This window comes from Olivibacter sp. CPCC 100613, assembly GCF_036959255.1.
Lineage (GTDB): Bacteria > Bacteroidota > Bacteroidia > Sphingobacteriales > Sphingobacteriaceae > Olivibacter.
The window spans coordinates 26,744-39,719 of sequence record NZ_JAWMTI010000012.1; the positions used below are offsets into that span (position 1 = coordinate 26,744).

10 protein-coding genes and 2 tRNA genes are annotated in these 12,976 nt (G+C 39.9%); 7 read left to right on the plus strand and 5 right to left on the minus strand.

Going from position 1 to position 12,976, the window contains the following annotated elements; translation table 11 throughout:
* Window positions 1–37 precede the first annotated feature (37 nt).
* Window positions 38–532, plus strand: a complete 495-nt coding sequence (locus RYH73_RS24680) for a hypothetical protein (protein WP_335316123.1) — start codon at window positions 38–40, stop codon at window positions 530–532.
* A 78-nt stretch (window positions 533–610) separates the two neighbouring features.
* Here the strand turns inward: RYH73_RS24680 and RYH73_RS24685 are convergent, their stop codons facing one another.
* Entirely contained in the window at window positions 611–2,380 is a 1,770-nt protein-coding gene (locus RYH73_RS24685) for a M61 family metallopeptidase (RefSeq protein WP_335316124.1), read from the minus strand.
* Window positions 2,381–2,649: 269 nt separating this feature from the next.
* On the opposite strand from RYH73_RS24685, the gene RYH73_RS24690 reads away from it, so the two are divergent.
* The 5 genes from RYH73_RS24690 (at window position 2,650) to RYH73_RS24710 (ending at window position 9,616) form a co-directional block, all read left to right on the plus strand.
* Window positions 2,650–3,708 carry an efflux RND transporter periplasmic adaptor subunit gene (locus tag RYH73_RS24690; protein ID WP_335316125.1) on the plus strand — a complete coding sequence of 353 codons (1,059 nt, stop codon included), beginning with the start codon at window positions 2,650–2,652 and terminating at the stop codon, window positions 3,706–3,708.
* 3 nt (window positions 3,709–3,711) lie between these two features.
* On the plus strand, window positions 3,712–6,828 hold the full coding sequence (locus RYH73_RS24695; RefSeq protein ID WP_335316126.1) for an efflux RND transporter permease subunit: 3,117 nt from the start codon (window positions 3,712–3,714) through the stop codon (window positions 6,826–6,828).
* Window positions 6,829–6,842: 14 nt separating this feature from the next.
* Window positions 6,843–8,150 carry a TolC family protein gene (locus tag RYH73_RS24700; RefSeq protein WP_335316127.1) on the plus strand — a complete coding sequence of 436 codons (1,308 nt, stop codon included), beginning with the start codon at window positions 6,843–6,845 and terminating at the stop codon, window positions 8,148–8,150.
* 89 nt (window positions 8,151–8,239) lie between these two features.
* A complete protein-coding gene (locus tag RYH73_RS24705) occupies window positions 8,240–9,091 on the plus strand; it encodes an N-acetylglucosamine kinase (protein WP_335316128.1) in 852 nt (283 codons plus the stop codon).
* A 12-nt stretch (window positions 9,092–9,103) separates the two neighbouring features.
* The gene (locus RYH73_RS24710) at window positions 9,104–9,616 is read left to right on the plus strand and encodes a glutathione peroxidase (RefSeq protein WP_335316129.1); all 513 of its coding nucleotides are present in this window, start codon (window positions 9,104–9,106) and stop codon (window positions 9,614–9,616) included.
* Window positions 9,617–9,995: 379 nt separating this feature from the next.
* On the opposite strand, the gene RYH73_RS24715 is transcribed toward RYH73_RS24710, so the two are convergent.
* Window positions 9,996–10,073: transfer RNA gene (locus RYH73_RS24715), tRNA-Val, on the minus strand.
* A gap of 50 nt (window positions 10,074–10,123) precedes the next feature.
* Window positions 10,124–10,198, minus strand: a tRNA-Val gene (locus tag RYH73_RS24720).
* Between the two features lie 238 nt (window positions 10,199–10,436).
* Between RYH73_RS24720 and RYH73_RS24725 the strand changes: the two genes are divergently transcribed.
* Entirely contained in the window at window positions 10,437–11,063 is a 627-nt protein-coding gene (locus RYH73_RS24725) for a hypothetical protein (RefSeq protein WP_335316130.1), read from the plus strand.
* Between the two features lie 60 nt (window positions 11,064–11,123).
* Here RYH73_RS24725 and RYH73_RS24730 read toward each other — a convergent pair whose 3' ends face one another.
* On the minus strand, window positions 11,124–12,023 hold the full coding sequence (locus RYH73_RS24730) for a DUF72 domain-containing protein (protein ID WP_335316131.1): 900 nt from the start codon (window positions 12,021–12,023) through the stop codon (window positions 11,124–11,126).
* 50 nt (window positions 12,024–12,073) lie between these two features.
* On the minus strand, window positions 12,074–12,934 hold the full coding sequence (locus tag RYH73_RS24735) for a M20/M25/M40 family metallo-hydrolase (RefSeq protein WP_335316132.1): 861 nt from the start codon (window positions 12,932–12,934) through the stop codon (window positions 12,074–12,076).
* Window positions 12,935–12,976: the final 42 nt, after the last annotated feature.

Below are 12,976 nucleotides of genomic sequence, written 5' to 3' on the forward strand. Positions count from 1 at the left end.
TGACTTAACTATTTAACATTTATTTAAGATTAATTCTATGAAAAAATTGCTTTTTATTGCATTAGGCGTGGTTACACTTTCGGTTATATCACTTAAGACGCGAGCACAAGCCACAGATGGTTATGAATATAAAAGTGCAATCGGAGGTCGCTTTGGAGTTGCCAATGGGGTAACTTTTAAAACCTTTTTACAAGGTCAAAATGCATTGGATGTAATTCTGAACTTTCGCTCCAATAGTAAGTCATCCACCTTCAAACTTGTCGGTTTATACGAAATACATAACGATTTCGATGGTGCTCCCGGTTTGAGATGGTATTATGGTGCCGGCGCGGGTATCGGAACTTATAAAAACAAAGAAACTGATAACAGTGGAGCAGCCTTCAGTATCGACGGTGTTTTAGGTTTGGATTATAAAATTGATGGTGCTCCGATTAACCTTTCCTTAGATTGGAAACCAGAAATGCGTTTTGCTCCTGATAACACAGGCCTGGATTTCGCCGGTTTCGGCTTTTCAATTCGTTTTGCCTTTTAATGTAAACAGAGGCTGTCTAAAAAGATATCATAATGTCGAAAAAAGATTTTTAGACAGCCTCTTATAGGTACCTGTTTTCTACTGCTCAGCCAGCCATTTTTCTCTCAATTTCTGTTGTTCTGCGTTACTATTTTCAATGGGCATAAATGTATATTTCCCCATCTTACTAGCCTGTATCTTCACGGTCAATTCTTGGATAATGCCGTCGCGTGAAACAAGCACTTTTAAAATATCACCGATGTTAGTTGCTTGGATTACTCGATCCAGCTCCTTTCCTGCAGCATCTATTCGGTAACCATTGACTGCAATTAACTCATCCTTCACATTAATCCCAGCATTCCAGGCACCTCCTCCACGTATTACATTTTGCACGATCAATTTACCATCGGTAGTCGAGGTCTTAATACCAATATCCGGTGTTTCATAACCCGCATTTAAGTCGATAAGCTCCAAGCCAACGCATTGTAAATACTTATTATACTCCGGTGTACCGGCATTATTTACCAAATCGTAGAGATCCGTTAGCGAAGTTCCGGCTACTTTTTCTGCCAACGTTTTAAAAGCAGCGTCAGAATAACCTTTGCCTTCCTTTTTATAAAATTCGTTATAGGCTTCACGCATTACATCGTTTAAGCCTTTCTGTCCCTTCGTTGCCTGCAATATCTTCAGATCCATCATCATGGCAATTAAGGCTCCTTTATTATAATAGGAAACAATACTATTCAATGAGTTTTCGTCTTGACGATAATACTTAATCCAAGCATCAAAGCTCGATTCACTTAAAGGCTGCAATTGATTACCCGGACGATTCTCAACGGCAGTTACATCAGCGGCTAACATTTGCAAGTAATTGTCTTCGGTATAGAAGCCAGCTCGCCGAACTAAGAGATTATCATAGTAAGCGGTGAAACCTTCCCCTATCCACAAGTCAGTTGTATAATTCTCTTGATCATAATTAAAAGGACCTAAGGCTTCCGGACGTAATCGTTTAATGTTCCACAGGTGAAAATATTCATGCGCTACCAGCCCAAGAAAGGATTTATAGCCACTTTCACTGGCATAGCTAAATCTACTTGCTCCAAGAACAGTCGAGTTCAGGTGTTCTAGCCCTCCGCCTCCAGATTGATAGTTATGCACAATGAATACATATTTCTGATTTGGGTTTTCGCCGAAAACAGCTGTAGCCGACTCAACGATTTTTGCCATATCTCTGCCCAGTCGCTCCTTATCATAATTCCCACCGCCAACCATCGCAACTTCATGTGGGATTCCGGCAGCAGTAAACCTGAACACGTCCTGATTCCCGATCTCAATAGGTGCATCAAATAAGATGTCGAAATTCTCCGCGATATACGTATTGGGTTGGCCTTCTTTCTCCATTAAACCGGTAGAAATCGTAGACCAAGCCTTATGCGGTATAATTGTTACCTCCGAAGGACGATTTATTTGTTTGTCTACATACATAAAGACTCCCGTCGGCGATAAAAAGGCGTGTGAGGCATCGATAAAACTGGTTCGAACAGATACCTCAAAAGCATAAATCCGATAATTTACTACTACTTCTTTGACACCTTTAGTTGAGATTCGCCAAGTATTCTTCGTCACTTTTCGACTATCCAATAAGCTTCCACTAGCGTCCTTCGCACCAAATCCTTCGACATTTTTAGAGAACTCCCTCACCAGGTAAGAACCAGGAGCCCAAACGGGCATCTTTACATCAATATACTCCTCTTTTACATCGCCAATTTTCATAGTAATTTCTGCATAATGAGCCTGTGGTTCCTTAAAAGAAACGTTAAAACGAATGGGATTCAGCGCGAATGCTTCGGCAGATAAGGTTGTTATCATGATGGTTAAAAAGCTAGAAAATTTAATAAATATGTTGTTCATGCATAAAAGAATTAAATGGCAAAGGTAGCAATTTGCGACCGCATCGCTACACCTATTTAGTGCTCACATCCAATATCATAAATTTTACCATCAATAATGTTGCAAAACTGTATGGCAAATAATAATTAACTTTATGCCTTGTAAAGCTTAGTAGCATCCGTCAGATCAACTTTTTGTGAGCTAACATCTAATATAAATAAAACTAAAACACAGTCAATTTTTTCTGAATGAAGAGAAAGTACATTTACTTAGTCATTATTGTAGGTATTATCGCTTTCGTTGCCTACAAATTTTCAAGTGAAAAAGGAGGTAAAATTGCCCCACCTAGTGAAAGTCCAAAAGGTGCTCCCATTGAAGTAAGTGGAGTTGTGGTATTGCCAAAAGATTTTGAGAATATTTTAACCGTATCGGGTAGTATCGAGCCCAATGAGCAGGTTCAGATCCGGAGTGAGGTGTCAGGTATTATACGCAACCTCTATTTTCAAGAAGGATCCTTTGTGGAAAAGGGGCAAATTCTATTCAATATTGACGATACAGAACTTCAAGCACAGTTATTACAGCGTCAAACAGAAGAAAAATTAGCGGAAGAAAATGCACGCAGAGCCACTCTTTTGTTAGAAAAGGAGGCCATCAGTACACAGGAAAACGACGTAGCTCATGCAGACCTGCAATCGGCTAAAGCACAAACGCAACTGGTAACTGCTCAGATAGCCAAAACGAAAGTGAGAGCGCCATTCAGCGGAAAAATTGGTCTTCGCACCGTATCAGCTGGCGAATATTTGACGCCGACAACAGTTGTAGCAAGCTTAATGAGCACCAATCCGGTAAAAATTTTATTTTCCGTTCCTGAAAAATATACTTCCCAAATAAAGGAAGGCTTGCCATTAAACTTTACGATAAGTGGTTCGTCCAAGCAATATAATGCAAAAATATATGCCATTGAGCCAGGTATCGATGCGCAGACGCGGACCATACAAATCAGAGCACTGGCAGCTAATGACGCAGGTGAATTATTCCCAGGCTCTTTTGCCCGGGTTCAATTACCAATCAATATGGTGAAAGAAGCTGTATTAATACCCACGGAAGCCGTTATTCCAGTGCAAGGAGGAAAGCAAGTTTTTCTCTACAAAGGCGGTAAGGCTAGCGCGGTGGACATAGAAAGCGACAGCAGGACAAGCACAGACATCCTCGTAAACAAAGGAATATCAATTGGAGATACGGTTCTAACGTCAGGTGTCATGGCCTTAAAAAATGGAATGGATGTGCATGTTAACTTAAAAAATTAAGCCATGAGTCTTTCAACCACCAGTATTAAACGTCCAGTTCTGACAATTGTCATGAACTTGATTTTGATCCTTTTTGGGATTATTGGTTACACTTTTTTAGGTATCCGGGAATTTCCTTCTATTGACCCTCCGATTGTTTCCGTTCGTACAAATTATGCGGGCGCAAATCCGGATATCATTGAATCGCAAATTACAGAACCTCTTGAAAAATCCATTAACCAAATCGATGGGATTCGGAATATTTCATCCTCAAGTAATCAGGGATCCAGCAACATCAACATAGAATTTGTGCTCGGTAAAGATCTGGAAGAAGCGGCAAATGACGTGCGCGACAAAGTTTCGCAGGCCCTTCGTAGCTTACCTCAAGATATTGATGCCCCACCGGTTGTCTCAAAAGCAGATGCTGATTCTGAACCTATTATTACGTTAACGGTGCAAAGTGATACCCGCGATCCTTTAGATCTAAACGATATCGCGGAAAATGTAATCGCGCAGCGTTTACAAACATTACCAGGGGTAAGTACCGTGCAAATTTGGGGGCAACAACGCTATGCCATGCGTTTATGGATCGAGCCCATGCGTCTAGCGGCTTACGGATTGACACCTTTAGATGTACGTAATGCACTAACACTGCAAAATGTGGAGCTCCCTTCGGGCAAAATCACCGGGGCTAATACGGAACTTACCGTTAAAACAGCTGGTAACCTTGTAACTGAGGAAGATTTCGACCGGCTGATTATCAAAACAGATGGTAATCGGATTATACGTTTTAGTGACGTGGGACGCGCTATATTAGGACCGGAAAACATCGAGACCAAAATGACGGAGTCTGGTATTCCGATGGTAGGTCTTGCAATTATTCCACAGCCAGGTACTAATTACATCGAAATTGCGGAGGCCTTTTATAAAAGAGTAGCGCAGATAAAAAATGAGATTCCAACAGATATTAAGCTCGACGTTGCATTAGACAATACGTTATTTATTAAAAAATCTGTTACGGAAGTAGCTGAAACGATCGCAATAGCATTGGTGCTCGTTATTTTAATTATATTCCTGTTCTTCCGAAATTGGGGTATTGCCTTCAGGCCTCTAATTGATATCCCGGTATCGCTTATCGCCACCTTCTTTATCATGTATCTTTTTGGCTTTTCCATTAATGTACTAACGCTTCTGGCAATTGTGTTAGCAACAGGGTTGGTGGTGGATGACGGTATTGTTGTAACGGAGAACATTTACAAAAAGGTTGAAGAAGGCATGACACCTATGCAAGCAGCTATCAAAGGGTCAAACGAGATTTTTTTCGCAGTTATCTCCATATCCGTAACATTGGCAGCTGTTTTCTTGCCTGTCATGTTTCTAGAGGGATTTGTAGGCCGACTCTTTCGAGAATTTGGCGTAGTTATTGCGTCAGCCGTCCTCATTTCTGCTTTTGTTTCACTTACGCTGACACCGATGTTAAATGCGTATCTCATGAAGAAGGGAGGTACCAAGCATTCTCGTTTCTATGAATTGACTGAGCCTTATTTTGTTAAAATGACAACAGGATATGGTCGTATTTTATCGTATTTCCTGCGTCACAAATGGTTAAGCTTTCCCATCCTTATCCTATGCTTTGGGCTTATTGCCTTTTTTTGGACAAATATTAAAAAAGAAACGGCACCATATGAAGATAGGAGCCTGATCCGTGTAAACGTAACGGCACCAGAAGGAAGTTCCTACGACTATATGGATCGTTTCATGACGGAACTCACGCAATTAGTTAACGACTCCATTCCCGAAAAATCTGTCAATTTAGTGATGACCGCCCCCGGGTTTGGATCATCTTCTATTAACAGTGGTAGGATGCGAATGAGCTTAGTGACACCTGAGGATAGGGTGCGCTCGCAAGCAGAAATCGCGGAAACCTTAACCAAACAAACCCGTAAATATACCGAAGCCAGAACATTCGTTACGCAAACACCGACCATTTCGGTAAATAGACGCGGAGGATTACCTGTACAATACATTATTCAAGCGCCAACATTCGACAAACTGCAAGAGAAAATCCCGGAATTCATGGACGAAGCGAATAACGATCCCGCATTTTCGGTAGTGGATGTTGACTTAAAGTTCAACAAACCTGAATTAAATATTAGCATTGATCGGGATAAAGCGCAAAGTCTTGGTGTGTCTGTCTTAGATGTTGCGCAAACCCTACAGCTCTCCTTAAGTGGCCAACGCTTTGCCTATTTCATTATGAACGGTAAACAGTACCAAGTGATCGGGCAGTTCGATGATGCGGACAGAAGCTCTCCCCTGGACCTCGCCTCCATATTTGTCCGTACAAATACAGGTCGATTGATCCAGCTAGATAACGTTGTAACTATTGAAGAACGCTCCAGTCCACCTCAACTGTACCACAACAATCGATTTATGTCCGCCACTGTATCGGCTGGCCTGGCACCGGGAGTAAGTCTTGGCGAAGGCATTGATGCAATGGATCGAATTTCCGAAAAAGTACTTGATGATAGTTTTTCAACAGATTTAGGTGGAGAATCGAGAGACTTTAGGGAAAGCGGCTCCAACACATTATTTGCTTTTGGCCTCGCTTTGTTATTAGTGTATTTAATCCTGGCAGCGCAATTCGAAAGCTTTCTCGACCCATTTATCATTATACTCACCGTTCCTATGGCCGTTGCGGGCGCGCTGTTATCCTTATGGGTTGTTGGGGAAAGCTGGAATGTATTCAGTCAAATCGGCACCATTATGTTAATCGGTTTGGTAACTAAAAATGGTATTTTGATCGTTGAGTTTGCCAATCAACTTAAAGAGGAAGGTAAAACGGTGAAAGAAGCGATTTTAGAGGCATCTGAGGCTCGCTTAAGACCGATATTAATGACAAGTTTTGCCATCGCTTTAGGGGCTCTACCGATTGCGATGGCCCTTGGCGCGGCGGCAACAAGTAGAATAGGCATGGGGGTAGTAATTGTAGGTGGGACTATTTTCTCACTGATCCTTACTTTATTTGTTATCCCTGCCATATACCTATTGTGGTCTAGAGCATATAAACCAAATTTGGACCTAAAAGAAGCAGAAGAAGTAGAAAGACAAGAATTAAATGCCGCTCAGGCAATGCTATAAACAGCCAATCGTTTATGAAAAAATTATTGTATATTTTTTTACCAATATATATTTTACCTTTTATTGCCTTCGCACAGGAGATATTGAGTTTGGAAGACGCAGTAGCTATTGCACTTAAACAGAACTATGATATTAGACTGGTTAGTAATGACGCAGCTGTCGCAAAGAACAACGCAAATATAGCCAATGCCGGTATGTTACCAAGTGTCACCGGTGATGCCTCAGCATCTGCCGCTACACAAAACACGACCCAAACCTTATTAAGTGGAGAAACACGTTCACTAAAAGGTGCTAGAAATACGTCAATGGCTTACGGAGCCAATTTGGACTGGACTGTTTTTGATGGTTTTCAAATGTTTACGCGTTATGATCAATTAAAAGAATTACAAAAACTGGGAGATGCAAATTTGAAACAGGCCATTTTATCGACCGTCTTTAATGTGGTAAGCGAATATTTTAATCTTGTACAGCAAAAACAGCAACTCACAGCCTTGCGAACGGCACTTGATCTTTCAAAATATCGTTTGGAAATGGCGGAAAATCGCTATGAAATAGGAAGAGCCTCTAAATTAGAAGTTTTGGCTTCAAAAGTTGATTTAAATACTGACACAACCAATCTCATGCGTCAGAATGTGCTTTTTAGTAATACGAAAATTAGATTGAACGAAGTGTTGGCACGCGATGTAAATACACTTTTCGATGTAACAGATAGTATTGGTATAGAAGAAAACTTGAAATATGATAATTTACTAAATCTCGCACTTCAACATAATCCTGCCTTACAGGCAGCATTAATTAACCGCAGAATAGCACAACTTGAACTAAAAGAAGTGAAGGGCCAACGTTATCCCACAATTGGTGTGAATTCGGCTTACACAAGGACACGAACTACAGCGGAATTAGGGTTTGCTACTAAAAATCAGGGCAACGGATTCAGTTATGGTGTATCAGCATCCATGAATATTTTCAATGGTTTTTTACAAAAAAGGAATGAAAAAAATGCGGAGCTGGCAATTGAAAACGCGAGTATTAACTTAGAAAAGACAAATCAGGCGCTTCTTTCACAGCTTGCATCCGCCTATCAAACTTACCTTGTTAATTTAGAACTGGTTGATAGAGAAGAAGGAAATCAAACGATAGCCAAGCAAAATATGGATATAACGCTCGAAAAATACCGCTTGGGAAGTATTACGCCTCTCGAGTTTCGAGAGGCCCAGAGAAACTATGTAGATGCCAGTGTCCGATTTAGCAACGCCCAATATGAAGCAAAAATGGCAGAAATCGGTTTAAAACAAATAGCTGGATCACTCACTCTCGATTAATGTATTAATGACACTTTATAATGGTTATTCCAGTATTTTAGTATATTTGTAGTTAAAACGTTAACACATAAAACCTACCAAGTTTTACTATGATATTGGTTGTAGATAGCGGATCATATAAATCTGACTGGATGCTCGCACTTCCTGACAGTGAACCCTTAACCTTTAGAACAAGGGGACTAAATCCCTTTTTTACAACAGAGAAGGAAATCGTTAAGATCGTGCAAAACATTACAGATATAGCGCCTTATGCAGATCTTATTACGGAAGTCTATTTTTTTGGATCGGGTTGCACGAATCCTGATCGTCGGGAATTGGTATCCAATGCGCTTTCTCAAATTTTTAAAAAGGCTTTCATTTCAGTAGAAACAGACCTTATTGGCTCCGCATACGCTACTTGTGGGAATGATAGCGGCTATACCGCGGTACTTGGAACAGGATCAAATGTCACCTTTTTTGATGGTGAACAGGTGCAGCCAACTAAACAGGGACTTGGGTTTATATTGGGTGATGAAGGCTCGGGCGCTTGGTTCGGAAAAAAATTGATAACTGCTTTTCTCTATGGTGCTTTACCTGAAGAGCTTTCCAAAAAATTTGAAAGTACCTACCGAATCAATAAAGAAATCGTTATCAAAAACGTTTATCAAAGGAACTCGCCAAATACTTATCTCGCCTCCTTTGCTCCATTCATGGAAAGCAATCAAACTCATCCTTATATTATGGGTATGTTGCATCGAGGATTTGAAGAATTTGTAAAAACAAACATTTTGTTGTTCCCGGACTATCAAAGTCATCTATTTCATTTTGTGGGATCCATCGCCTATTATTTCAGCGAGCAGTTGCGCGTTGTTTGTGAACAATATGCCGTACAAATCGGCAAAATAATTAAGCAGCCTATTGAAGAATTGTTTAACTTCGTTATCGAAAGAGAAACAGTTTAAATCAATAAAAACATGAAAACGTTGCTTTTAATAATGAGCATGTTTATTGCTCTCCCTCCCGAAAACATTTATCAGTTTTCGTTCACCTCCATCGACGGAAAAACAATTAACCTCAAAGATTTCAAAGGCAAGAAGATTCTCCTGGTAAACACCGCCTCTAAATGCGGTTTCACGCCTCAGTATAAAGAACTGGAAGAGTTATCTAAGAAATTCGAGAACAAAGTTGTCGTCATTGGATTTCCTGCCAACAACTTCGGCTCTCAGGAGCCCGGCTCTAATGATGACATAAAATCCTTTTGTGAGCAAAATTATGGTGTCACTTTTTTATTAGCGGAAAAAAGCAGTGTAAAGGGTGATGATATCAATCCTATTTTTGCTTATTTGACAAAAGCAGAGAACCCCGACTTTGAAGGAGATATCAAGTGGAATTTTGAGAAGTTCCTAATCGATGAAAATGGCCGTCTGATACACCGTTACCGCTCTGCAGTAAAACCGCTGGCGACTGAAATCACATCCCAGCTTTAAAAATATTAAAGTAAAAAAGCCTTGATGATGGGCATCAAGGCTTTTACTTAACCAATTATAAACCTAAATTATGAAAAGACTACTTAATACTGCTTTAAGGCAGTCAGTTTGGTATAACTCAAATTTCATGCCAATAAAAAAAATGAGCAATCCCAAGTGGATTGCCCATTTAACATTTTAGGTTTGTAATCGGTATTCATAAAAGTATGACAAACAAGTGATAAATCAAAATTAAACTACAATCTTTTTTTCATTCCCATGACAAAGTTTCGGCACGAAAGCAGCGAAGATGAACAAATGTGAGAACCTCGAGTGTATGAAATATTGTAAATAAATTAAGAAAACAAAAAAAGCACCTTGGTTTTAGGTGCTTGATAAGTGGTGGAGGCTACTGGATTCGAACCAGTGACCCTCTGCTTGTAAGGCAGATGCTCTGAACCAGCTGAGCTAAGCCTCCAAATGTTACTTATGAAAAGTAATCAATTATATTTTTGTAAGAACTTCCTGTGGAGGCTACTGGATTCGAACCAGTGACCCTCTGCTTGTAAGGCAGATGCTCTGAACCAGCTGAGCTAAGCCTCCTTTTCCCTCCCTACTTTGTATTCTTTCGGTTTGGGAATGCAAATATAGACTTGTTCCACAACATTGCAAAATATTTTTCAACTATTTCTTTATAGGCTCCGTAATCATTTAATTTTTAATATTTTATTTTCATTATGGCTCTAATTCCATCCTTCAAATACCGAATACCCCATGGCATTCTATAAGGTTTATATTATATTTGCCAAGTTAAATACGTCAAACACAACTTATATTACTTATGCAAAGACTAAAATTTCCTTTTTTTATTTTCGTTCTTTTTCTTCCTTTAGCTAATGCACAAGCGCAAACTGCACCTGCCAAAACGCAGAAGACCTCTGCGGCAAAATCACAACAAGGATTAAACGCAGGAACCATTGCAAGTCAGTTTGACTATATTAACAATACTTCCAATAACTACCAAGACTATAAAGTCGTACGAAAAACCTCTTTAGAAAAATTAGAGGTCAATATAACCGATTCCATCAAGGCCATGCAGGCCAAGCTAGCGAACATCAATGCAACGTTAGCTAATCATGACAACGAAGTGTCTTCTCTTAAAGACAGCTTGAACAACGTAGCACAAGAGCTTAAAACAACAAGAGAACAAAAAGAGAGTTTTAGTTTGTTAGGAATCCTCTTAGCTAAGAGCACCTATAATTTACTGGTCTGGTGTATTATCGGCGTACTCGCTTTGGCACTCGTATTTTATATATATCGCTTCAATCAAAGTCATTTAGTAACTGCGGAAGCAAAAAAAACATTGGAAGAATTGCGCGTCGAATTTGAGCAACACCGCAAGAAAGCCATGGAAAGAGAACAAAAGCTAAACCGACAACTTCAAGATGAATTGAATAGAAGATTATAATATATAAAAGGATTGTCTAATAGCACCATCTTCTATCTGGCACCTTAGGCAATCCTCTCATCAAAGCAATTTAGCCTGCTCTCCTGTATTCGCTAGACCTTTCGGAATGTGCAACTCCAGATCAAGGGCCTTATTTAGTTTCTCAATAAAGTAAGCAGAGAGCAAAGGTGATTCTATCTCTATATTTTGATGTACAAAGAAATATAAAGATTGTAAGCCTTCCGATCGCCATTGCTTTATCCTATTCACCCACTGGTCTAACCTTTCATAATCGCTTGAATGATTTGCACCAACATAACGCACAAAAGCTACCGGAGAAGTTAGCCGCATATGTACCATATCTCGCCTGCCCGCTGTGTCAACTAATACATTGGCCATGTGATGCCGTTCCAGCAGTCGAGTATATTCATCAAATACGTTTTTATTCTGAAACCATTCCTCATTCCTGACTTCTACCGCTAAAGGTATACCTGGTGGAAAACCGGACAAATAAGCAGACAGACGATCCAGATTAGTCGGTTTAAAGTTATCATGGAGTTGCAAGAACGCCATTCCCAACTTTTCTTCAAAAAAGCTGATAGCGTCACAAAAAGCGATTGTCGGTTCATCTGTATTTAATAACCGTCTGTAATGACTGATTTGATTTGGCAATTTTGGGAAAAATTTAAAATCTGCCGGCACTTTATTCTTCCATGTCAACACCTGCTCTTTATCCGGCGCGTTGTAAAAAGTAGCATTCAATTCAATCGCATTAAATTGGCTTGCATAGTATGTCAATTCATCTTTTGTTCCACGTGGATAAAAACCTTTTAAGTCTTGCTTGTTCCACTTAGCACATCCTACACTCACCTTAAAGGCAGCCTGATTTTTCGCAGCATTTAATACGTTAATTGTATCCGGGTGCGTAGCCGGCAATGTAAAATCCACTTGTGCGGGGTCTTCAACTTGTCCAAATTTCATTATTGATTCTTTTTCTTATTAGCTTTTAGTAAAAGAGTTATACAGTCATTTTACTTGACTTCCGTAAAGTTAAGCTTATTTTTTTCCATTGCTTTCAAAATAATTTCCATTTCCAGATCAATTATTTTTGCCTCAGCATTGACATTCACTTTTTCGGGCGTATCTGTTGGCATATGATAATCTGCATGCCCACCTGTATGAAAAAAAAGAACAGGAAGGCCTTTCTCATAAAAAGAGGCATGATCGGATCCACCGCTTCCACTTTTGTCGGTGAAAAACTTAATCTTGCTTGTGACACCTTCAAAAATAACCGGCCAACTATCGCTCGTACCAAAACCACCTATTCCAACTCCACGGGATGGGTCATATCGACCAATCATATCCATATTTAGCATAAAATTTACTTTATCCATGGATATAACGGGATTCTCTACATAATATTTAGAGCCTAACAAACCTAATTCCTCTCCCGAAAAAGCAATAAAAAGAATATTACAGTTTTCTTGTTGCCCATTTTGGGAAAAACATCTCGCCAACTCCAACAAACCCGCAACACCCGAAGCATTATCGTCCGCTCCATGATGGATCTTACCTTCGGGAGAAATCGCTTTTGAACTTCCTTGTTTTCCCAATCCTAAATGATCATAATGTGCCCCGATTATAATGGTGTTCGCCGCCCCATTATCCAAATATCCTATTAAATTAACTGCTTTTCGTAAACTATCGGGAACCTTTACCTTTTTTACGCGTGCAACAAACGACTGTCGGTACCCCGTATTTCCCAGAGGGGCTAAGCCATACATTTTAAAATAATGCTCAATATATTTAGCTGCACGGTTGATTCCCTTACTACCCGTTCCCCTACCCTGCAATTTATCCGCTGCTAAAAAATAAACATGTTTTTTTATCAAGAGCGAATCCGCTTGGATCTTACTGGTCTGAGCCAGACAACA

Coding starts and splice junctions, on each gene's coding strand:
- RYH73_RS24685 (WP_335316124.1), bottom strand. CDS start 2,380: ATGATAACAACCTTATCTGCCGAAGCATTCGCGCTGAATCCCATTCGT.
- RYH73_RS24730 (WP_335316131.1), bottom strand. CDS start 12,023: ATGAAATTTGGACAAGTTGAAGACCCCGCACAAGTGGATTTTACATTG.
- RYH73_RS24710 (WP_335316129.1), top strand. CDS start 9,104: ATGAAAACGTTGCTTTTAATAATGAGCATGTTTATTGCTCTCCCTCCC.
- RYH73_RS24695 (WP_335316126.1), top strand. CDS start 3,712: ATGAGTCTTTCAACCACCAGTATTAAACGTCCAGTTCTGACAATTGTC.
- RYH73_RS24705 (WP_335316128.1), top strand. CDS start 8,240: ATGATATTGGTTGTAGATAGCGGATCATATAAATCTGACTGGATGCTC.
- RYH73_RS24700 (WP_335316127.1), top strand. CDS start 6,843: ATGAAAAAATTATTGTATATTTTTTTACCAATATATATTTTACCTTTT.
- RYH73_RS24725 (WP_335316130.1), top strand. CDS start 10,437: ATGCAAAGACTAAAATTTCCTTTTTTTATTTTCGTTCTTTTTCTTCCT.
- RYH73_RS24690 (WP_335316125.1), top strand. CDS start 2,650: ATGAAGAGAAAGTACATTTACTTAGTCATTATTGTAGGTATTATCGCT.
- RYH73_RS24680 (WP_335316123.1), top strand. CDS start 38: ATGAAAAAATTGCTTTTTATTGCATTAGGCGTGGTTACACTTTCGGTT.